Genomic DNA, 20733 nt, shown 5'->3' with positions numbered 1-20733 from the left:
TGGCTCAGGTCACCGGCCCCCAGGGGGCGGAAATGGCCATGACGCCACGCACAGGTGAACACCCGCAGGAATGAGCGAACGCGCGCACGCGCGTAGTCTCGTCCCGGGTGTTCGCCGACAGGGTGAAGGCCCCGGTTGCCACCTGTCCCCGGGCCTGGGCCTAGGGTCGGCTCTCGGGCCCGGTCGACCCACCCCCATTCGGCCACAGCAACTTCACATCGGAAGCGAGATTTCACCACCGTGACTGCTCTGACTCTCAGCACCGCCGCGGCGCCCGGCCTGCGGGCCGACGCGATCGTGATCGGTGTCGCCAAGGGCGCCGCGGGCCCCGTCGTCGCGCCGGGCGCAGAAGCCGTGGACAAGGCGTACGACGGCAAGCTGGCCGGCGTCCTGGAGACCCTCGGCGCCTCGGGTGCCGAGGGCGAGCTGACGAAGCTGCCCGCCCCGGCCGGCTTCAAGGCACCGCTCGTGGTGGCGGTGGGCCTGGGCACGGAGCCCGGCACCAAGGACGAGGACACCGGCTACGCCGCGGAGGCGCTGCGCCGGGCCGCCGGCGTGGCCGCCCGCGCGCTCACCGGCTCCAGGAAGGCCGCGTTCGCGCTGCCCGTCGACAGCCCCGGCGCCGTCGAGGCGATCGGCGAGGGCGTCCTGCTCGGCGCGTACTCCTTCGACACCTACAAGGAGAACGGCGGCCAGGCGAAGGGCGCCCGGGCCAAGAACGGCAAGGCGCCGCTCGCCGAGGCCACGCTGCTCGGCGGCAAGCCGCGCGACGCCGCCCACAAGGGGGCCGTCGCCCGCGCCGTCGCGGTCTCCGAGGAGCTGAACCGCGCCCGCGACCTGATCAACATGCCGCCGAACGACCTCACCCCCGCGATCTTCGCCGGCATCGCGCAGGCCGCGGCCAAGGAGCACGGCATCAAGGCGCAGGTGCTCGACGACAAGGCGCTGACCCGTGGCGGCTACGGCGGCATCCTCGGCGTGGGCGGCGGCTCGGCCGCGACCCCGCGCCTGGTGAAGCTGACGTACACGCACCCCAAGGCGGAGAAGCACCTCGCCTACGTCGGCAAGGGCATCACCTACGACTCGGGCGGCATCTCGCTGAAGCCGGCCGGGCACAACGAGACGATGAAGTGCGACATGAGCGGCGCCGCCGCCGTGTTCGCCGCCGTCGTCGCCGCCGCGCGGCTCGGCCTGGAGGTCAACGTCACCGGCTGGCTGGCGCTGGCCGAGAACATGCCGTCCGGCTCGGCCGTGCGCCCCGGTGACGTGCTGCGCATGTACAGCGGCAAGACCGTCGAGGTCCTCAACACCGACGCCGAGGGCCGGCTCGTCCTCGCCGACGCGCTGTGGGCGGCCTCGCTGGAGAGCCCGGACGCGATCGTGGACGTCGCCACGCTGACCGGCGCCATGATGCTGGCACTGGGCAGCCGGACGTTCGGCGTGATGGCCAACGACGACGCGTTCCGCACCGCGCTGCACGAGGCGGCCGACGAGGTCGGCGAGCCGGCGTGGCCGATGCCGCTGCCGGAGCACCTGCGCAAGGGCATGGAGTCCACCGTCGCCGACATCGCGAACATGGGCGAGCGGATGGGCGGCGGGCTCGTCGCCGGTCTGTTCCTGCGCGAGTTCGTGGGCGAGGGCATCACCTGGGCGCACCTCGACATCGCCGGTCCGGCGTTCAACGAGGGCGGCCCCTTCGGCTACACACCCAAGGGCGGTACGGGTTCCGCCGTGCGCACCCTGGTCCGTCTCGCCGAGCTGACCGCCGCGGGCGACCTGGGCTGAGCCGCCCAGCGGCAGGTCCGCTCCGCGGCACCGCCACGGACAGGGGCGCGGGAGCTGTTCACGCAGCTCCCGCGCCCCTGTCCGCGTACTCCCCCCGTTTTCCGCGGTACGTGGGGTGTCTCACACTCAGGCCCCGCGTCTCGTTCGCCTCGAACAAGTGCAAAGATGGAGCCCGGCAGGACAGGGCCCCCACCGAAGGGCCGAAGCATCAAGCGGCCGGACACCAGCCGCCCGCCGGTCAGTGACGACCGGCGCAAGGCGCACATGCATGGAGGACGTGACGTGGCGAACGACGCCAGCACCGTTTTCGACCTAGTGATCCTCGGCGGTGGTAGCGGTGGTTACGCCGCGGCCCTGCGCGGGGCGCAGCTGGGCCTGGACGTCGCCCTGATCGAGAAGGACAAGGTCGGCGGCACCTGCCTGCACCGGGGTTGCATCCCCACCAAGGCCCTGCTGCACGCGGGCGAGATCGCCGACCAGGCCCGCGAGAGCGAGCAGTTCGGCGTCAAGGCCACCTTCGAGGGCATCGACATCGCGGGCGTCCACAAGTACAAGGACGGCGTGATCTCCGGCCTGTACAAGGGCCTCCAGGGTCTCGTCGCCTCCCGCAAGGTGACGTACATCGAGGGCGAGGGCCGGCTGTCCTCCCCCACCTCGGTCGACGTGAACGGGCAGCGGATCCAGGGCCGCCACGTCCTGCTGGCGACCGGCTCCGTGCCGAAGTCGCTGCCGGGCCTGGAGATCGACGGCGACCGCATCATCTCCTCCGACCACGCCCTCGTCCTGGACCGCGTGCCCAAGTCCGCGATCATCCTGGGCGGCGGTGTCATCGGCGTCGAGTTCGCCTCGGCGTGGAAGTCCTTCGGCTCGGACGTCACGGTCGTCGAGGGCCTGAAGCACCTCGTCCCGGTCGAGGACGAGAACAGCTCGAAGCTCCTCGAGCGCGCGTTCCGCAAGCGCGGGATCAAGTTCAACCTGGGCACCTTCTTCCAGAAGGCCGAGTACACCCAGGACGGCGTCAAGGTCACCCTCGCCGACGGCAAGGAGTTCGAGGCCGAGGTCCTGCTCGTCGCCGTCGGCCGCGGTCCGGTCTCCCAGGGCCTCGGCTACGAGGAGCAGGGTGTCGCCATGGACCGGGGCTACGTCCTGGTCGACGAGTACATGCGCACCAACGTTCCGACCATCTCCGCCGTCGGTGACCTCGTCCCGACCCTCCAGCTCGCGCACGTCGGCTTCGCCGAGGGCATCCTGGTGGCGGAGCGTCTGGCCGGTCTCAAGACCGTCCCGATCGACTACGACGGTGTCCCGCGGGTGACGTACTGCCACCCGGAGGTCGCCTCCGTGGGTATCACCGAGGCCAAGGCCAAGGAGATCTACGGCGCGGACAAGGTCGTCGCTCTGAAGTACAACCTGGCGGGCAACGGCAAGAGCAAGATCCTCAACACCTCGGGCGAGATCAAGCTCGTCCAGGTGAAGGACGGTGCCGTGGTCGGCGTCCACATGGTCGGCGACCGCATGGGCGAGCAGGTCGGCGAGGCCCAGCTGATCTACAACTGGGAGGCGCTGCCGGCCGAGGTGGCCCAGCTCATCCACGCCCACCCGACGCAGAACGAGGCGCTCGGCGAGGCCCACCTGGCGCTGGCCGGCAAGCCGCTGCACTCCCACGACTGAGCCTTCGGTCAACGGGCGCGACGACACAGACTTCCGCAATTCGTAAGGAGCAACCGAAACCATGGCGGTTTCCGTAACCCTTCCGGCGCTCGGCGAGAGCGTCACCGAGGGCACTGTCACCCGCTGGCTGAAGGCCGAGGGCGAGCGCGTCGAGGCCGACGAGCCGCTGCTCGAGGTCTCGACCGACAAGGTCGACACCGAGATCCCCTCGCCCGCCGCCGGCGTGCTGGCCTCCATCAAGGTCGCCGAGGACGAGACCGTCGAGGTCGGCGCCGAGCTGGCCGTCATCGACGACGGCACCGGTGCCCCCGCGGCCGCTCCGGCCCCCGCCGCCGAGGCCGCTCCGGCTCCGGCCGCCGAGCCGGTCCCGGCCGCCCAGGCCGCCCCGTCCACCGAGCAGGCCGCCCCCGCGCCGGCTCCGACCGCGGAGGCCGCCTCCGGCGGTGGTTCCGCCGAGGGCACCGACGTGGTCCTGCCCGCGCTCGGTGAGTCCGTCACCGAGGGCACCGTCACCCGCTGGCTGAAGTCGGTGGGCGACTCCGTCGAGGCCGACGAGCCGCTGCTCGAGGTCTCCACGGACAAGGTCGACACCGAGATCCCCGCGCCGACCTCGGGCGTGCTGCTCGAGATCGTCGTCGGTGAGGACGAGACCGCCGAGGTCGGCGCCAAGCTCGCCGTCATCGGCGCCCCCGGTGCCGCGCCGGCCGCCGCTCCGGCTCCGGCCGCCCCGGCGCCCGCCGCCGCTGCTCCGGCCGCTCCGGCCCCGGCCCCCGCCGCTCCGGCTCCGGCCCCCGCCGCGCCGGCCGCGCCCGCCGCCGCGGCCCCGGCTCCGGTCCAGCCCGCGGCTCCGGCCCCGGCCCCGGCTCCGGTCACCCCGGCCAGCGCTCCCTCCTCCCCGACCGCCACCCAGGCGACGGACGAGGGCGCGTACGTCACCCCGCTGGTGCGCAAGCTCGCCGCCGAGAACGGCGTCGACCTGGCCGGCGTCAAGGGCACCGGTGTCGGCGGCCGCATCCGCAAGCAGGACGTCCTCGCCGCCGCCGAGGCCGCGAAGGCCGCCGCCGCCCCGGCGCCGGCCGCCGCCGCTGCCCCGGCCGCCAGGAAGGCGCCCGCGCTGGAGGTCTCCCCGCTGCGCGGCCAGACCGTCAAGATGCCTCGCATCCGCAAGGTCATCGGCGACAACATGGTCAAGGCCCTGCACGAGCAGGCCCAGCTGTCGTCGGTCGTCGAGGTCGACGTCACCCGCCTGATGCGCCTGCGCGCCCAGGCCAAGGACTCCTTCGCCGCGCGCGAGGGCGTCAAGCTCTCCCCGATGCCGTTCTTCGTGAAGGCGGCGGCCCAGGCGCTGAAGGCCCACCCGGTCATCAACGCCAAGATCAACGAGGCCGAGGGCACGATCACCTACTTCGACTCCGAGAGCGTCGGAATCGCGGTGGACTCCGAGAAGGGCCTGATGACCCCGGTCATCAAGCACGCCGGCGACCTCAACATCGCGGGCATCGCCAAGGCCACGGCGGAGCTGGCCGGCAAGGTCCGCGCCAACAAGATCACTCCGGACGAGCTGTCCGGCGCGACCTTCACCATCTCCAACACCGGTTCGCGCGGCGCGCTGTTCGACACGATCATCGTGCCGCCGGGCCAGGTCGCGATCCTCGGCATCGGTGCCACGGTCAAGCGTCCGGCCGTCATCGAGACCGAGGAGGGCACGGTCATCGGCGTCCGCGACATGACCTACCTGACCCTCTCCTACGACCACCGCCTGGTGGACGGCGCCGACGCGGCCCGCTACCTGACGGCGGTCAAGGCGATCCTGGAGGCGGGCGAGTTCGAGGTCGAGCTCGGCCTGTAAGGCTCGCAGGGCCCCGGCAACACGACGGAGCCCCCGTCCGGAGTCGATCTCCGGACGGGGGCTCCGTCGTACCGGGGGTAGGTTCACCACGCGTGGAAGGACCAGACCATCCCGACCTCCGTCCCGGAGACGAGGAACAGGCCCAGGTCCCAGACGTGCCGGGAGATCGAGTTGCAGCCGGAGATCCGCTTGTAGTAGTCGATGTCCGCACTCTCGCGCCTGGTGTTGGCGTAGAAGCGGGCGCCCTCGGGGAAGCGCGACAGGACGACGCCGGCCTTCTTCTCGAGATCCGGCCTGCGTTCCTCGAAGTCCGGGTGTTTCTGGGGGTCGAGCCACAGCGTGGAGAGGACGACGAGCAGCTTGCCGGCGGACGAACGCGGAATCTCGTGCACACGGGCCCTGAGGGCATCCGCCTTCTCGCGGTCGGCGGGGAGTCCGACGAAGGGGTGGAACGGGTCGTCCAGCCTTTCGAGCTCGTCCGCGAGGGGGTCGTTCACCTGCCAGCCGCGGGCGTCCGGCGTGTCACCGCGCATCAGGGTGTGCACATCCCGCGCCCAGTCCTCGTGCTTCCTGCGCGTCACTTTGGCGATGGTGTACCTGCGCGCGTACATCCCGATCGCCGCAGCCCACGACCGCTCGTCGAGCTCGCCCGTCATCGTCGTCCCCTCCTCGCCCGCAGGTGTACGGGACCGGCTCGACATGCGCAAACGACCCAGACCCGCCCGCGCCCGCGCGCATCGCCCCCCGCATGCGCCACACGCCCCGTGTGCGCCTCGTCTCACCTGCACCAAAGCACCCCCACGTGTCCTACCCGCGGAGCGAACCCGCCGTATTGTCTAAACGTCAGCCCTCCCTAAGGAGCCCTCATGACCGCGCCCGTCGTCCACTCGCTGCGCGAGCAGATCCGCGAGCACATCGTGGAGGGGATCGTCAGCGGGCGCTGGCAGCCGGGTGAGCGGATCGTGGAGCGCCGGATCGCCACCGAGCTGGAGGTCAGCCAGACCCCGGTCCGGGAGGCCCTGCGCGAGCTGGAGTCGCTGCGGCTGATCGAGTCCGCGCCGAACAAGGGCGTACGGGTGCGGAACCTGACGGCGGCCGACCTGGAGGAGAGCTACCCCGTCCGGGCGGGCCTGGAGGCCATCGCCGCGGAGCTGGCGGCGGCCCGCCTCGCGGAGGACTGCTCGGCCCTGGAGCCGCACGTGCTGGCCCTGTACGAGGCCGACCGCGACGCCGACGGCACGGCGCAGGTCCGGCACACCGTCGGCTTCCACCGCGAGCTGGTACGCGCCGCGGGCAACTCGGTGCTGCTGCACACCTGGGAGGGTCTCGGCATCGAGGTCTTCACGGCGCTGTCGATCCGCTGGCTGGGCACGGTCCAGCAGTCGTACGCGGAGGAGCACGAGGAACTGGTGCAGGCGTTCAAGCGCCGGGACCCGAGGATCGCGGAGCTGGTGAAGGCACACGTCCTGGGCTGCGCCCCGCGCGCTTGATTCAGTCGAGCATCCCCGCGCTCACCTGCGAAAACCCTGATCGCCAGCGGCACCCGGTGCCCGCACGCAAGGCACCGCGTGCCGACTTTCTCCAAATCAAGAGGTTTTCGCCCTCAACCCTTTGATCGATCATCGATCAGGGAGTTACAGTCGCCGACGGACCTCCACCGAGGTCCGCTGCCCTGTCCTGCCAAAGACACAAGGGCACCCCCGAACCCTTACCGATGAGGGAACCCCCTTCGACTGAGGAAGGCGGCGACATGACCGACCCCAAGGCCATCCAGCCCAGCGCGCTCGACCAGCTCCCGGACCGCGACCCGGAGGAGACCGCCGAATGGCAGGCCTCCCTGGACGCCGTGGCCAGGGAGGCGGGGCCGCACCGCGCCGCGTACCTGATGCGCCGCACGCTGGAGCGGGCCGAAGCGGGCGGCGTCGCGCTGCCGAAGCTCCTCGAGACCGACTACGTCAACACCATCCCCACCTCCGCCGAGCCGGGCCTGCCCGGTGACCCGGAGATGGAGGCCCGGATCACCGCCTGGAACCGCTGGAACGCGGCCGCGATCGTGACCCGCGGCGCGAAGCACGGCGTCGGCGGCCACATCGCCACCTTCGCCTCCGCGGCCTGGCTGTACGAGACCGGCTTCAACCACTTCTTCAAGGGCAAGGAGGCGGACGGCTCCGGCGACCAGCTGTACATCCAGGGCCACGCCTCCCCCGGCATCTACGCCCGCGCCTTCCTCGACGGCCGCCTCGACGAGGCCCACCTGGACAACTTCCGCCAGGAGGCCGGCGGCAACGGCCTGCCGTCGTACCCGCACCCGCGCCGCCTGCCCTGGCTGTGGGAGTTTCCGACGGTGTCCATGGGCCTCGGCCCGCTGTCGGCGATCTACCAGGCGCGCTTCAACCGCTACCTCACCAACCGCTCCATCAAGGACGTCTCCGCGTCCCACGTCTGGGCCTTCCTCGGCGACGGCGAGATGGACGAGCCGGAGTCGACGGCGGCCCTCGCGCTCGCCGCCCGTGAGGAGCTCGACAACCTCACGTTCGTCATCAACTGCAACCTGCAGCGCCTCGACGGCCCGGTCCGCGCCAACTTCAAGATCGTGCAGGAGCTGGAGGCCCAGTTCCGCGGCGCAGGCTGGAACGTGATCAAGACGCTGTGGGGCACGGCCTGGGACGAGCTGTTCCAGCTCGACACCACCGGCGCGCTCGTACGCCGCCTGCGCGAGGTACCCGACGCGCAGATCCAGACGTACCAGACCCGCGGCGCCGCCTACATCCGCGAGGACTTCTTCGGCAAGGACCCGGCGCTCGCCGAGATGGCGAAGCTGCTGAGCGACGACAAGATCCTCGAGTGCTTCCACCTCTCCCGCGGTGGTCACGAGGCCCGCAAGGTCTACGCCGCGTACAAGGCCGCCGTCGAGCACAAGGGCGCGCCGACCGTGATCCTGGCCCAGACGGTCAAGGGCCACACCCTCGGCGAGGGCTTCGCGTCGAAGAACGCCAACCACCAGATGAAGAAGCTCTCGGTGGACGAGTTCAAGACGATGCGCGACCTGCTGGAGCTGCCCATCAGGGACAGCGACTTCGCCGACGGCGTGGTGCCCTACGGCCACCCGGGCGCCGACTCCCCCGAGGTCCGCTACCTCCAGGAGCGCCGCGCGGCCCTCGGCGGTCCCGCCCCGGCCCGCCGCACGCACGCCCTGGCGCCGCTGCCCGCCCCGGCGGAGAAGGCCTTCGCCTCCTTCGACAAGGGCTCCGGCTCGCAGAACGTGGCCACCACGATGGCCTTCGTCCGCCTGGTCAAGGACCTGGTCCGCGACAAGGAGACGGGCCGGCGCTGGGTGCCGATCGTCCCCGACGAGGCGCGCACCTTCGGTATGGAGTCGCTGTTCCCGTCCCTCGGCATCTACTCGCCCAAGGGCCAGACGTACGAGCCGGTCGACCGCGACCAGCTGATGTACTACAAGGAGGCCAAGAACGGCCAGATCCTCAACGAGGGGATCACCGAGGCCGGTTCGATGGCCGACTTCATCGCCGCGTCCACCGCGTACGCGACGCACGGCGAGGCGATGATCCCGTTCTACATCTTCTACTCGATGTTCGGCTGGCAGCGCACGGCCGACCAGATGTGGCAGCTCGGCGACCAGCTCGGCCGCGGCTTCCTCGTCGGCGCGACGGCCGGCCGTACGACCCTGACGGGCGAGGGCCTCCAGCACGCCGACGGCCACTCCCCCGTGATCGCCGCCACCAACCCGGCGGCGCTGACGTACGACCCGGCGTTCGCCTACGAGATCGCGGTGATCGTCCGCGAGGGTCTGCGCCGGATGTACGGCGAGGCCAAGCCGGGCGAGGACCAGAACGTCTTCTACTACCTGACGGTCTACAACGAGCCGATGCCGCAGCCGGCCAAGCCGGCCGGGCTCGGCATCGACGAGGCCATCGTCAAGGGCCTGTACCGCTTCAACACGGCGGAGTCCGCGGGCGTGACCGCCCCGGCCAACGCCCCGCGCATCCAGCTGCTCGGTTCGGGCACGGCGATCCACTGGGCCCTGCAGGCGCAGCGGCTGCTCGCGGAGGAGTGGGGCGTGGCCGCCGACGTGTGGTCCGCGACCTCCTGGTCGGAGCTGCGCCGCGACGCGCTGGAGGCCGACGCGGCCCTGCTGCGCGGCGAGGAGCGTGTGCCGTACGTCCGCCAGGCGCTGCACGGCGCCGAGGGCCCGGTCCTCGCGGTCTCCGACTACATGCGCCAGGTGCCGGACCAGATCGCGCAGTGGGTCGAGCAGGACTGGTCCTCGCTGGGCGCCGACGGCTTCGGTCTGTCGGACACCCGTGAGGCCGCCCGCCGCCACTTCGGCGTCGACGCCCAGTCGATCGTCGTCGCGGCCCTGGCCCAGCTGGCGGCACGCGGTGAGGTCAAGGCGGCGTCGGTGAAGGAAGCCCGCGAGAAGTACCGGCTGTAGTCGCACCGAGGTTCCGGGGAAGGGGTACGGCCGCCGCCGTACCCCTTTCCTGTCGGTGGTCCCCGGCATCATGAGGGGATGCGCGCCGCCCGGCTCATCAAGATGGTCCTGCTGCTCCAGTCCCGCCCGGTCATGACCGCGGCCGAGCTCGCGCGGGAGCTGGAGGTGTCGGAGCGGACGGTCACCCGGGACGCGCAGGCGCTGTCGGAGGCGGGGGTGCCGGTGTACGCCAACCGGGGGCGGGCCGGCGGGTACCGGCTGGTCGGCGGCTACCGGACGCGGCTCACCGGGCTGGCCCGGAGCGAGGCCGAGGCGCTGTTCCTCAGCGGAGTGCCGGGGGCGCTGCGGGAGATGGGGCTCGAGGACGCCGCCTCGGCCGCCCGGCTGAAGGTCTCCGCCGCGCTGCTGCCGTCGCTGCGGGACGCCCCGGACAGTGCCGCCCAGCGGTTCCATCTGGACGCCCCCGCCTGGTTCCGGGAGCCGGAGACGCCCGCGCTGCTCCCCGTGCTCGCCGAGGCGGTGTGGGAGGACCGGCGGGTCGGTGCCCGGTACCGCCGCGGGGACGAGGAGGTCCGGCGGACGCTGGAGCCGTACGGGCTCGTGCTGAAGGCGGGCGTCTGGTACCTGTGCGCCCGGGTGGCCGGCGGCGACTCCTTCCGGACCTACCGCATCGACCGGTTCGGCGCGCTGGACGTCCTGGACGAGCGCTTCGACCGGGACGAGGACTTCGACCTGCCCGGTCACTGGGCGGCCGAGGCCGAGCGGTTCGCGCGGTCGATCCTGCGCGCCGAGGCCGTCGTACGGCTGTCCCCGGAGGGGCTGCGCAGGCTGCCGTACGCCGTCGATCCGCTGTCCGCGCGGGAGGCGCTCGGCGGTGCGGGCGAGCCGGACGCCGGGGGCTGGGTGACGGTGAAGCTGCCGGTGGAGTCGGAGGAGGTCGCGCACTCCCAGCTGACCGCACTCGGACCGGAGGCCGAGGTGCTGGCACCGGCGGCCCTGCGGGAGCGGTTCGCGGCGGACGCGGCCCGGATCGCGGCGCTGTACCGGGGCGCGGGCGGCGGGTAACGATCCGCGGTACTCCGCGTGCGGCCCACCGGCCCAGGCCCGATGCTGGTGCCGTGATGGACGAGACGGAGTTCTGGGAGCTGATCGACACCACGCGCGCGGCCGCCGAGGGTGATCCCGAGGAGCAGGCCGACGTGCTCGTGGACCGGCTGCTCCAGATGGACCCCGAACTGGTCCTGGACTTCGCCCGTCACTTCGAGGCCCGCTACAACCGCGCCTACCGCTGGGACCTGTGGGGTGCCGCCTGGGTGCTGCTGGACGGGTGCAGCGACGACGCGTTCGACTTCTTCCGGTGCTGGCTGATCGGCCAGGGCCGGGAGGTCTTCGAGGGCGCCGTGCACGAACCGGACTCCCTGGCCGAGCTGCTGGACGACTTCGACGACGAGATCGACGGCGACGGCGAGGAGCTGGGCTACGCGGCGGACGAGGCCTATGAGCAGCTGACCGGCACCGTCGCGCCCGACCTCGGTATCGCCCCGGCCCCCGCGGAACCGGAGGGCACGCCCGTGGCCTTCGAGAACGAAGGGGCGCTCGCGCAGCGGTATCCGCGGCTGTGGGAGCGGTTCAGGGAGTGAGGGCCGGTGTCAGGCGGCCGGGCGCCTGCGTGTGGTGTCGGCCGGCAGGTGCGCCTGGACGCCGGCGGCCCTGTCGGCGTGGTGCGGCGGGGCGGCGTTGGCCCGGTCGAGGGCGGACGCGGTGACCGCGGCCGGGCCGAGGACGACGGTCGCGACCGCGCAGACCACCACCCAGGGGGCCCGGGCGGTCCGGATCCAGCCGGTCCGCTCCCGCGCGGTCCCGGTACGACTGCTCTTCATGGTCCCCACCTCCGGTCGGCCTGTGTCGTCCCCGACGGTAGGAGGCCGGGCTGGGAGCGGGCTGCGGGGAGGCTAGGGCTTCGCTGTGCGGGTCCGTCCCTGGAGCAGGGCCGCCTTCGCGCGGATGCCGGGGAGGCGGGCGGTCAGGGCCGAGCCGGGGCAGCTGGTCGGGAAGCCCTCGCCGTGCCCGGCCACGGCGGGCAGGGTGGCGGTGGCGCCCGCCTTGTAGCGGCTGAGTCCGTTGCTGGAGACCATGCGGACGTGGCCGCGCGGGTCGACGCCGGCGAGGCCCAGCTTCCAGGCCGCGAGGGCGGCGATGGCGTCGGTCATGGCCCGGGGCACGGGGACGCCGGCGGTGAAGGTGCCGAGGGCGGCGATGCCGGCGCTGCGGTGGTTGAAGCCCTGGGCGTGGGCGCCGGTGACGGGCCGGTCCACACCTCCGGCGCGGCCCTCGTAGATCGTGCCGCAGCGGTCGACGAGGAAGTTGTAGCCGATGTCGTCCCAGGCGCGGGCGCCGGTCTGGCCGGCGTAGAGGTGGCGGATGATGCGGGGCGTGTCGGTGCAGGCGTAGCCGTTGGGCGAGTCGGTGTGGTGCAGGAAGACGGCGACCACCCGGTCGTCGTAGCGCGGGGGCGGCTGGGTGCGCCGGGTGGCGCGGTCCAGCCAGGCGGAGCGGGGCACGATGGGGGGCCGGGCGGCGCGGTGGGCGGCCATGGGCCGGGCCGGGGCGGGGTGCCGGGCGTTCTGGAGCCGTACCGTGACCGAGCGCTCGACCCCTTCCGCGCACAGGGCCAGCGCGAGGACGGCGAGCAGCCCGGGCAGACAGCCGAGCAGCACCGGCAGGGCGCCGGGGAGCCGCGCGCCTCGCCGTGCCGGTGGTCCCGGAGCTCTTCGGACGACACGCATGGTCCCACTCTCGGGGCGTTGTTCCGTGCCCGCGATGTGTGCTGTGCCACCTGGTGGAACCATCGTCCTGGTCCGGGACGTTTCTGGGGGTACACGCTCACATGGCCGGTTCGCCGTCGGGTGGCCGCTCGTGCGCGCGTGGCTGATCAGCGGGCCCGCCCCGTCCGTACTGAGGGGTCCTACAGAAAGGCGGCTCCGTGGACCTGCTCGACCTGGTGCTTGTGCTGGTGGTCCTCGTCTACGCGGTGTCCGGTTACCGGCGCGGGCTGGTGGCCGGGTGCGTGTCCCTGGCCGGCTTCGTCGGCGGTGCGGCCGTCGGTGTGTGGATGCTGCCGTGGGGCATGGATCTGGTGGAGCGCGGTTCGGCGCAGGCGACGGTGCTCGCGGTGGCGACGGTGCTGGTGCCGGCGGTGGTGGGGCACGCGCTGGCGGGCCGGCTGGCGCTGCGGCTGCGCGGCGAGCTGGACCGGGGCCCGCTGCGGGTGGCGGACGGCCTGGGCGGGGCGGCGGCGAACTCGGTGGCGGTGCTGGTCGTGGCCTGGGTGGCGGCGAGCGTGCTGGGCGCGGCCCCCTCGCAGGGCCTGGCCTCGGCGATACGGAACTCGGCTGTGCTGGGCGCGGTGCAGGAGGCGATGCCGGACACGACGCCCGCGTGGTTCTCGCGGGCCACGTCCGCGCTGACCGAGGCGGGCTTCCCGCAGGTCTTCAACCCGTTCGAGAACGAGTCGACGGCGCAGGTGGCGCGGCCCACCGGTGACAGCGTCACCCCGGCGGCGGCGAGCGCGGCCCGGCTGAGCACGGTGAAGATCGAGGGTGCCTCGGGGGCCGAGGGGCGGGAGGGCAGCGGCTTCGTGTACTCGGCGCGCCATGTGATGACGAACGCGCACGTGGTGGCGGGCATCGACCGGCCGAGCGTACGGGTGGGCGGGGTCGGGCGGTCGTACGAGGCCCGGGTGGTCCTCTTCGACCCCGACCGGGACGTGGCGGTGCTGTACGTGCCGGAGCTGAGCGCACCGGTGCTGCGCTTCGACACGAGCGCGGTGCGCGGCGACTCGGCGGTGGTGGCCGGCTATCCGCAGGACGGGAGCCTGAACCTGCAGGCGGCGACGGTCGCGAACCGGGTGCGGGCGACCGGCCAGAACATCTACAACGACCGCGCGGTCACCCGGGAGATCTACTCGATCCGCTCCACGGTGCGGCCGGGCAACTCCGGCGGGCCGCTGCTGACCACCGAGGGCCGGGTGTTCGGGGTGGTCTTCGCCCGCTCCACCTCGGACGCCGAGACGGGGTACGTGCTGACGGCGGCCGAGGTGGCGAACGACGCGTCCCGGGCGGCCGCGGCGACCCTCACGGTGGAGACGGGCGAGCTGGTCGACTCGTGAGCGCCGGGCGGCCGGCTCAGAGCCGGCGGCCCATGAGGACGTCGTCGACGTACCGGCCGTCGAGGTGGAACTCCTCGGGCAGCACGCCCTCCACGGCGAACCCCTCGGACTCGTAGAGGGTGCGGGCCGGGGTGTTGTGCCCGAGGACCCGCAGGGTGAGGCGCCGGGCACCGCGCCTGCGCGCCTCGTCGGCGGCGGCCCGGATCAGCAGGCGCCCGACGCCCCGGCCGCGTGCCTCCTCGGCCACGGCGAAGCCCTGGATCGCGAGGACGTGCGCGTTGGAGGCCAGCGGGGTGGCGTGGACGAGGCGGACGTAGCCGGCGACGCGTCCCTTGAGCGCGGCGGGTTCGTCGAGTTCGGCGACGAGGTAGTCGTCGGGGGTGTGCCGCTCGTCGAAGAAGGGCTCGTAGGGCGGCTCCGGCGCGGGGGTCACGGCGTGCAGGGTGGACCAGACGGCCCGGTCGAGGGCGGCCAGTTCGCCGCCGTCGTCGAGGCGGGCCGGGCGTATCTGCGGTTGCGGCATGACGATCACCCTACGGCGGGCGCCCCCGGCGTCCCACCGGGTTACGCGCGGGCCCTGCGGTCATGCTGGGGTCATGGAACGTTCGCGAATCGCGGTGGCCGGTGCGTCCGGTCTCATCGGCAGCGCCCTGGTCCGGTCACTGACCGCCGACGGGCACGAGGTGGTCCGGTTGGTGCGCCGTGCGCCCCGGGGTCCGGAGGAGGTCCGCTGGGATCCGGAGCGGGGCTCCGTGGACGCGGCGGGGCTGATCGGCTGTGACGCGGTGGTCGACCTGGCCGGGGCCGGGATCGGCGACCGGCGCTGGACCGAGGAGTACAAGCGGCTGATCCGGGACAGCCGGGTGCTGGGCACGGCGGCGCTGGCGGAGGCGGTCGCCTCGCTGGCGGAGCCGCCGCGGGTGTTCGTCAGCGGCAGCGCGATCGGCTTCTACGGCGACACCGGTGACCGGGTGGTGGACGAGAGCGCCCCGCCGGGCGACGGTTTCCTGCCGTCGCTGTGCGTGGAGTGGGAGGAGGCGGCGGCGCCGGCCGAGGAGGCGGGCGTGCGGACGGTGTTCGTGCGGACGGGGCTGGTGGTGGCGCGCGGCGGCGGTGCCTGGGGACGGCTGTTCCCGCTGTTCAAGGCGGGGCTCGGGGGGCGGCTCGGCGACGGCCGGCAGTACTGGTCGTTCATCGCGCTGGCCGACGAGGTCGCGGCGATCCGGCACCTCATCGACGAGGGGACGCTGTCCGGTCCGTTCAACCTGACGGCGCCCGAGCCGCTGACGAACCGTGAGATCACGGAGGCGATGGCCCGGGTGCTGCGCCGTCCGGCCCTGTTCCCGGTGCCGGCGCCGGTGCTGCGGGCGGCGCTGGGCGAGCTGGCCGGGGATGTGCTGGGCAGTCAGCGGGTGGTGCCCGCGCGGCTGCTGGAGTCGGGGTTCCGGTTCGCGTTCCCGGGCATCGACGACGCGATCCGTGCGGCGGGCTGAGCCGGCCGGGGAACGGCGCCTGTAACACCGGAGAACGGACGTGACCGTATGCGACCTCCATGCGACCGTGCTCTGTCGATGCGCGACTGAACCTGACCGGTAGGAGCCCTAACCTCGACCCGAACTCGGGTATCCCCGAAGCCTGTTGGGGGCATGACGTCTCCACCGGCCGCGCAACCACAGGAGGGGCCTCGTGCTTGAGCCCGTGTACCAGGTGGACGTCGTCATCGTGGGAGCCGGAATCGCCGGCCTCTCGGCGGCTCATCGGCTGACCAGCGCAGGAATCACGACCGCAGTCCTGGAAGCCGCTCCCTGTGCGGGCGGCCGGATGTCGACGGAGAAGGTCGACGGCTTCCGGCTCGACCGCATAGGGCAGCTGCTGTCCACGTCCTTTCCCGAACTCCGGCTGACGCCGGGCCTGGAATCCCTGCCCGTGCGCCGGTTCGCGCCGGGCGTCCTCCTGCATCGCGACGGACGCACCCACCGCGCGGGCGCACCGGCGGCCGGAGGGAGCGCAAGGGGCGCACTCCACGCGGTGCGCGCCCTGGCGAGCGCCCCTCGGAACCCGGCGGTCGCGCCCGGCCGGGCCGGTGCGCCGGTGGGCGGCGCGGTGGACCAGGCGCGGCTGGGCGCCGCGCTCGGGCGGATCGCCTCGATGCCCGTCGAGCGCATCCTGGCCCGCCCCGAGATGCCCGCCGCCCAGGCCCTCGCCCAGCGCGGGGTGCCCGCCCGGACCATCGACGGCTTCCTGCGTCCGCTGCTCGCCGCGCTGCTGTGCGATCCCGAGCTGAGCACGTCCAGCCGGTGTGCCGACCTGGCGCTGCGGGCCTTCGCGAGCGGGCGGCTGTGCGTCCCGGAGGGCGGCGCCGAGATGCTGCCGGAGCTGCTGGCGCGGGCGCTGCCGGCCGGCACCGTGCACACCGGGGTGCGGGTCACCTCCGTGTCCACGACCTCGGTGACCACCGCCGAGCACGGGGAGATCCGCTGCCGGGCCGTACTGCTGGCGACCGACGCCCGGGCCGCCGCGCAGCTGCTGCCCGGGCTCCGGGTGCCGGACTTCCACCCGGTGACCGTCGTCCACCACACCACCGACGAGCCCTCGGCGTCCCTCGCGGCCGGTACCTCGCTGCTGCTGGACGCCGACCGGGGCGGGCCGGTGGCGCACACGGCGGTGCTCAGCAACGTGGACCCGAGCCGGGCGCCGGCCGGACGCGTGCTGATCTCCTCGACGGTGCTGGGCAGGCCGCCGGAGAGCGTGGACACGGCGGTCCGCATCCATCTCTCCCGCCTCTACGGCACCTCCACGCGCCGCTGGGAGACGCTGGCCGTGCACCACACGCCGGATGCGGTGGCGGCGATGCGCCCGCCGCACGACCTGCGCCGGCCGGTGCGGCTGCTGGCCGGACTGTACGTGTGCGGCGACCACCGGGACACCAGCACCGTCCAGGGCGCCCTGCACTCGGCCCACCGGGCCGCCGCGGCGATCCTCACGGACCTCGGCGCCACGGGTTCGATGCACCGGGCCGACCCGGCTCCGACGCTGCCGAGGGCGGCGTAGCGCACCCCTACGGGGGCGGGCGGGCAGCCGCGCGCCCCCACTCAGCCCAGGGCGGCCACCTTCTCCCGGTAGCCGCGCACCGGCGCCGCGTCCCGGTACGGCTCCAGCCGGCGTTCGAAGTCCCTGACGTACTCCACCGCGCGGGCGCTCCGCATCTCCGCCGCCTGGCCCGCGGCCTCCGCGGCCAGCGCGCAGGCCTGGTCGAGTTCGCCGAGGCCGAGCCGGGCGGTGGCGAGGACGACCCGGCAGAACAGGCGGCTGCGCGCGTAGGAGGGGGCGCGCAGTTGCAGGGAGCGCTCGGCGTGCTGCGCGGCGGCCCGGAACTGCTGGAGATCGCGGTGGCAGTGCCCCAGCTCGTCGGCGAGCTGCGCCTCGTCGAAGAACCTCGCCCAGTACGGCACCTCGTCCCCCGGCCGGGCCGCCTCCAGGGCCCGCTCGGCGCGGACCAGCGCGGCGGTGCACGCCCGCACCTCGCCCAGGACGCCGTGCGCCCTCGCCTCGGACGCGTGCAGCAGCGCCTGGACGACCGGCGGGGCGCCGGTGCCGACGCCCTGCTGGGCCACCCGGGCCAGCTGCACGGCCTCCCGGCCGTGGCCCAGGTAGACGGCCTGACGGCTCATGGTGACGAGGACGTAGGAGCCGTAGGGGCGGTCGCCGGCCGCCTGGGCGAGCCGCAGGGCCTGGACGAAGTAGCGCTGGGCGAGCCCGTGCGCGGCGATGTCGTACGACGTCCAGCCCGCGAGCCGGGTGAGGTCCGCCGCGGCCGCGAACAGGCGGCGGCCGGTGTGCTCGTCGTAGCTGCCGCGCAGCATCGACTCGCACTCGTGCTCCAGATAGCGCACCAGGGCCTGCCGGGCGTGGCCGCCGCCGAAGCGGTCGTCGAGGGTGCGGAACAGCTCGCCGACCGAGCGCAGCGCGGCGATGTCGCCGCCGGAGACCCGGTGGCCGGTGGCCCGTTCCGCGTGCCCGCGCACCCGCGCCGGGGCGAGCGGCAGGGGCTTGGCCGCGGCCGGCCTCCCCTGCGCGGGCACCCGGGGCGCCGGTTCACGGGCCACCCGGTCGTCGGGCTTGCCGATCAGCCAGTCCCGGCTCGGCACCACGAGGCCCGCCGGGGTGAAGGCGATCTTCCGCAGCTCGGCGTGGCTGCCGGAGTCCTTGCGCCACAGCCCGCTGACGATGTCGACGGCCTCCTCCGGGGTGGCCGCGAACTCCAGCCCGGCGTACACCGGGGCGCAGGCGTCCAGGCCGAGGTCCTGGGCGGTGAGCCGGCGGCCGAGCCGGCGCGTGAACACCTCGGCGATGAGGGCGGGGGTCGTGCCGCGCGGCTGCTGCCCGCGCAGCCAGCGGGTGACCGAGGTCTTGTCGTATCTGAGGTCCAGCCCGTGCTCCAGGCCGAGCTGGTCGACGCGACGAGCCAGACCCGCGTTGGAGAACCCCGCTTCTGCGATGAGCGCGGCGAGCTGGCGGTTGGGGGTGCGCTGCGCGGGTCGGTCCGTCATCTGCGGTACGGTCTCCTGCCTTCCGGGCTTGTGAAGTGCCGGGATTGCCTGTGAGCAGCCCTTTTGCCCTCACGAACGGCGCGAATGTAGCGGAGAGTGAGCAGACGATCGCATAGTTCCCCAGCGATTCATCCGATCGTGTGAGGATTGGCCCCACGGCTGACGTACGCCGGCCGGACGTACAGTGGCGTGGGCGCGCCACGCGCCTGACACCGGTCGCTGAGGGAGGCGCTTGCCGTGAGTGAGTTGCGGTTCGTCCGCATGGGGTTCGGTGCGGACGCCGTCGAGTACCAGGAGGCGTGGGACGAGCAGCGCCGGGTGCACGCGGCCCGGTTCGCCGACGAGGTCCCGGACACCGTGCTGCTGCTGGAGCACCCCCCGGTGTACACGGCCGGCCGCCGCACCGCGGACAGCGAGCGCCCGCTGGACGGCACCCCCGTGATCGACGTGGACCGCGGCGGCAAGATCACCTGGCACGGGCCGGGCCAGCTGGTGGGCTACCCGATCCAGAAGCTGCCCCGCCCGGTGGACGTCGTCGCCCATGTGCGCCGCCTGGAGGAGGCCCTCATCCGCACCTGCGCCGAGTTCGGCGTGGAGACCACCCGGGTCGAGGGCCGCAGCGGGGTGTGGGTGCTCGGCGACCCGGTGGAGCGGCGGCCCGCGCTCGGCGGACTGTCCCTGGACCTCGACCCGCGGCTGGCCGACGAGGAGTTCGACCCCCGGCTGAACGGCCCCGAGTACGCCCCCTCCAACGCGGGCCAGCGGCGCGAGGACCGCAAGATCGCCGCGATCGGCATCCGCGTCGCGAAGGGCGTCACGATGCACGGTTTCGCCCTCAACGTGAACCCGGACAACAAGTGGTTCGACCGGATCATCCCGTGCGGCATCCGGGACGCCGGCGTCGCCTCCCTCGCGGCCGAGCTGGGCCGGGACCTCACGATCGAGGAGGTCCTGCCGGTGGTCGAGAAGCACCTGAAGGACATCCTGGAGCACGCGGAGCTCGCACCCCGCGTGATCGAGAAGGCGACCGCCTGACCGAAGGGAATGCGCCCTGCATCCGTGAGGTTGTCCTGACCGTCAGGGCGTAAGGAACACGGGCGTACCCTGGTGTGCGCCGAGGAATCAAAGCTTAGGGAGCCGGTCGTGTCCGCAGTCGCACCCGACGGACGCAAGATGCTGCGCCTGGAGGTCCGCAACAGCCAGACCCCCATCGAGCGCAAGCCCGAGTGGATCAAGACCCGGGCGAAAATGGGTCCCGAGTACACGAAGATGCAGAACCTCGTGAAGAGCGAGGGCCTGCACACGGTCTGCCAGGAAGCCGGCTGCCCGAACATCTACGAGTGCTGGGAGGACCGCGAGGCGACCTTCCTCATCGGCGGCGACCAGTGCACCCGGCGCTGCGACTTCTGCCAGATCGACACCGGCAAGCCCGAGGCGCTCGACCGCGACGAGCCGCGCCGCGTGGGTGAGTCCGTGGTCACCATGGACCTGAACTACGCGACCATCACCGGCGTCGCCCGCGACGACCTGGAGGACGGCGGCGCCTGGCTGTACGCCGAGACCGTGCGCCAGATCCACGCGCAGACGGCCGGCCGCGAGGGCGGGCACACCAAGGTCGAGCTCCTCGCCCCCGACTTCAACGCGGTCCCCGAGCAGCTGGCGGAGGTCTTCTCCGCCCGCCCCGAGGTGTTCGCGCACAACGTCGAGACGGTCCCCCGCATCTTCAAGCGCATCCGCCCCGGCTTCCGCTACGAGCGCTCCCTGAAGGTCATCACCGAGGCCCGCGACTACGGTCTGGTCACGAAGTCCAACCTGATCCTCGGCATGGGCGAGACCCGCGAGGAGGTCGGCGAGGCGCTGCGGCAGCTGCACGACGCGGGCTGCGAGCTGGTCACCATCACCCAGTACCTGCGCCCCTCCGTCCGGCACCACCCCGTGGAGCGCTGGGTCAAGCCCCACGAGTTCGTGGAGCTGAAGGAGGAGGCCGAGCAGATCGGCTTCTCCGGCGTCATGTCGGGGCCGCTCGTGCGGTCCTCGTACCGCGCCGGGCGCCTCTACCGGATGGCCGTCGAGAAGCGTGGCGCGTACATCGCCGGCCAGGCGGTGTGAGCCGAGCGTGTGAATTCACGCACAAGTAGCTACTGGCCAGTAATGGCCGAGACGACGCGGTCCTGACCGTCCTCGCTGATGAGGGCGACCGTCAGGGCCGCGTCGGCGTTCGAGGGTTCCGCATCAAGGTTTCATTGGCGTTTGACCG

The 20733-nt window shown here is 73.0% G+C and carries 17 protein-coding genes; 12 read left to right on the top strand and 5 right to left on the bottom strand.

Features of this window, described 5'->3' with window-relative positions:
* The first annotated feature begins 240 nt into the window (after positions 1 to 240).
* From ACF08B_RS15360 to sucB, 3 genes are all read left to right on the top strand, one after another.
* Entirely contained in the window at positions 241 to 1785 is a 1545-nt protein-coding gene (locus ACF08B_RS15360; RefSeq protein WP_392317798.1) for a leucyl aminopeptidase, read from the top strand.
* 282 nt (positions 1786 to 2067) lie between these two features.
* Positions 2068 to 3456 carry a dihydrolipoyl dehydrogenase gene (gene lpdA, locus ACF08B_RS15355; protein ID WP_392317797.1) on the top strand — a complete coding sequence of 463 codons (1389 nt, stop codon included), beginning with the start codon at positions 2068 to 2070 and terminating at the stop codon, positions 3454 to 3456.
* Between the two features lie 61 nt (positions 3457 to 3517).
* Positions 3518 to 5305, top strand: coding sequence for a 2-oxoglutarate dehydrogenase, E2 component, dihydrolipoamide succinyltransferase (sucB, locus tag ACF08B_RS15350; protein WP_392317796.1), 1788 nt, complete (start codon positions 3518 to 3520; stop codon positions 5303 to 5305).
* 83 nt (positions 5306 to 5388) lie between these two features.
* Here the strand turns inward: sucB and ACF08B_RS15345 are convergent, their stop codons facing one another.
* Positions 5389 to 5961 (bottom strand): hypothetical protein, encoded by a 573-nt coding sequence (locus ACF08B_RS15345; RefSeq protein WP_392317795.1) that lies wholly within the window; start codon positions 5959 to 5961, stop codon positions 5389 to 5391.
* Positions 5962 to 6171: 210 nt separating this feature from the next.
* Here ACF08B_RS15345 and ACF08B_RS15340 point away from each other — a divergent pair, with 210 nt between their 5' ends.
* From ACF08B_RS15340 to ACF08B_RS15325, 4 genes are all read left to right on the top strand, one after another.
* On the top strand, positions 6172 to 6795 hold the full coding sequence (locus ACF08B_RS15340) for a GntR family transcriptional regulator (RefSeq protein ID WP_093478236.1): 624 nt from the start codon (positions 6172 to 6174) through the stop codon (positions 6793 to 6795).
* A gap of 260 nt (positions 6796 to 7055) precedes the next feature.
* Positions 7056 to 9758, top strand: a complete 2703-nt coding sequence (aceE, locus tag ACF08B_RS15335; protein WP_392317794.1) for a pyruvate dehydrogenase (acetyl-transferring), homodimeric type — start codon at positions 7056 to 7058, stop codon at positions 9756 to 9758.
* Between the two features lie 78 nt (positions 9759 to 9836).
* On the top strand, positions 9837 to 10823 hold the full coding sequence (locus tag ACF08B_RS15330; RefSeq protein ID WP_392317793.1) for a helix-turn-helix transcriptional regulator: 987 nt from the start codon (positions 9837 to 9839) through the stop codon (positions 10821 to 10823).
* 56 nt (positions 10824 to 10879) lie between these two features.
* Positions 10880 to 11398: a DUF4240 domain-containing protein gene (locus ACF08B_RS15325; protein WP_392318138.1), complete on the top strand. Its 519-nt coding sequence runs from the start codon at positions 10880 to 10882 to the stop codon at positions 11396 to 11398.
* 9 nt (positions 11399 to 11407) lie between these two features.
* On the opposite strand, the gene ACF08B_RS15320 is transcribed toward ACF08B_RS15325, so the two are convergent.
* Positions 11408 to 11638, bottom strand: a complete 231-nt coding sequence (locus ACF08B_RS15320) for a hypothetical protein (protein ID WP_392317792.1) — start codon at positions 11636 to 11638, stop codon at positions 11408 to 11410.
* Positions 11639 to 11710: 72 nt separating this feature from the next.
* On the bottom strand, positions 11711 to 12544 hold the full coding sequence (locus tag ACF08B_RS15315) for a peptidoglycan recognition protein (RefSeq protein WP_392317791.1): 834 nt from the start codon (positions 12542 to 12544) through the stop codon (positions 11711 to 11713).
* 197 nt (positions 12545 to 12741) lie between these two features.
* Between ACF08B_RS15315 and ACF08B_RS15310 the strand changes: the two genes are divergently transcribed.
* Positions 12742 to 13926 carry a MarP family serine protease gene (locus ACF08B_RS15310; protein ID WP_392317790.1) on the top strand — a complete coding sequence of 395 codons (1185 nt, stop codon included), beginning with the start codon at positions 12742 to 12744 and terminating at the stop codon, positions 13924 to 13926.
* Positions 13927 to 13942: 16 nt separating this feature from the next.
* Here the strand turns inward: ACF08B_RS15310 and ACF08B_RS15305 are convergent, their stop codons facing one another.
* Positions 13943 to 14449 carry a GNAT family N-acetyltransferase gene (locus ACF08B_RS15305; protein WP_392317789.1) on the bottom strand — a complete coding sequence of 169 codons (507 nt, stop codon included), beginning with the start codon at positions 14447 to 14449 and terminating at the stop codon, positions 13943 to 13945.
* 73 nt (positions 14450 to 14522) lie between these two features.
* On the opposite strand from ACF08B_RS15305, the gene ACF08B_RS15300 reads away from it, so the two are divergent.
* On the top strand, positions 14523 to 15419 hold the full coding sequence (locus ACF08B_RS15300) for a TIGR01777 family oxidoreductase (protein WP_392317788.1): 897 nt from the start codon (positions 14523 to 14525) through the stop codon (positions 15417 to 15419).
* Positions 15420 to 15612: 193 nt separating this feature from the next.
* On the top strand, positions 15613 to 16977 hold the full coding sequence (locus tag ACF08B_RS15295; RefSeq protein ID WP_392317787.1) for an NAD(P)/FAD-dependent oxidoreductase: 1365 nt from the start codon (positions 15613 to 15615) through the stop codon (positions 16975 to 16977).
* A 41-nt stretch (positions 16978 to 17018) separates the two neighbouring features.
* Here ACF08B_RS15295 and ACF08B_RS15290 read toward each other — a convergent pair whose 3' ends face one another.
* Entirely contained in the window at positions 17019 to 18476 is a 1458-nt protein-coding gene (locus tag ACF08B_RS15290; RefSeq protein ID WP_392317786.1) for a regulator, read from the bottom strand.
* 237 nt (positions 18477 to 18713) lie between these two features.
* Between ACF08B_RS15290 and lipB the strand changes: the two genes are divergently transcribed.
* Positions 18714 to 19511: a lipoyl(octanoyl) transferase LipB gene (lipB, locus tag ACF08B_RS15285; protein ID WP_392317785.1), complete on the top strand. Its 798-nt coding sequence runs from the start codon at positions 18714 to 18716 to the stop codon at positions 19509 to 19511.
* A gap of 108 nt (positions 19512 to 19619) precedes the next feature.
* The gene (gene lipA / locus ACF08B_RS15280) at positions 19620 to 20585 is read left to right on the top strand and encodes a lipoyl synthase (RefSeq protein WP_073893191.1); all 966 of its coding nucleotides are present in this window, start codon (positions 19620 to 19622) and stop codon (positions 20583 to 20585) included.
* Positions 20586 to 20733: the final 148 nt, after the last annotated feature.

The sequence above is a fragment of the Streptomyces sp. NPDC015139 genome (assembly GCF_043079785.1).
Taxonomy (GTDB): domain Bacteria; phylum Actinomycetota; class Actinomycetes; order Streptomycetales; family Streptomycetaceae; genus Streptomyces; species Streptomyces albidocamelliae.
The sequence above is the reverse complement of the archived record's forward strand: the minus strand, read 5'-3'. Positions and strand labels throughout refer to the sequence as shown.

Bases quoted from the DNA above. Each gene is read 5' to 3' on its own strand.
- ACF08B_RS15290 (WP_392317786.1), bottom strand. From the start codon at position 18,476: ATGACGGACCGACCCGCGCAGCGCACCCCCAACCGCCAGCTCGCCGCG.
- ACF08B_RS15340 (WP_093478236.1), top strand. From the start codon at position 6,172: ATGACCGCGCCCGTCGTCCACTCGCTGCGCGAGCAGATCCGCGAGCAC.
- aceE (WP_392317794.1), top strand. From the start codon at position 7,056: ATGACCGACCCCAAGGCCATCCAGCCCAGCGCGCTCGACCAGCTCCCG.
- ACF08B_RS15330 (WP_392317793.1), top strand. From the start codon at position 9,837: ATGCGCGCCGCCCGGCTCATCAAGATGGTCCTGCTGCTCCAGTCCCGC.
- ACF08B_RS15320 (WP_392317792.1), bottom strand. From the start codon at position 11,638: ATGAAGAGCAGTCGTACCGGGACCGCGCGGGAGCGGACCGGCTGGATC.
- ACF08B_RS15315 (WP_392317791.1), bottom strand. From the start codon at position 12,544: ATGCGTGTCGTCCGAAGAGCTCCGGGACCACCGGCACGGCGAGGCGCG.
- ACF08B_RS15305 (WP_392317789.1), bottom strand. From the start codon at position 14,449: ATGCCGCAACCGCAGATACGCCCGGCCCGCCTCGACGACGGCGGCGAA.
- ACF08B_RS15325 (WP_392318138.1), top strand. From the start codon at position 10,880: ATGGACGAGACGGAGTTCTGGGAGCTGATCGACACCACGCGCGCGGCC.
- ACF08B_RS15345 (WP_392317795.1), bottom strand. From the start codon at position 5,961: ATGACGGGCGAGCTCGACGAGCGGTCGTGGGCTGCGGCGATCGGGATG.
- ACF08B_RS15300 (WP_392317788.1), top strand. From the start codon at position 14,523: ATGGAACGTTCGCGAATCGCGGTGGCCGGTGCGTCCGGTCTCATCGGC.
- sucB (WP_392317796.1), top strand. From the start codon at position 3,518: ATGGCGGTTTCCGTAACCCTTCCGGCGCTCGGCGAGAGCGTCACCGAG.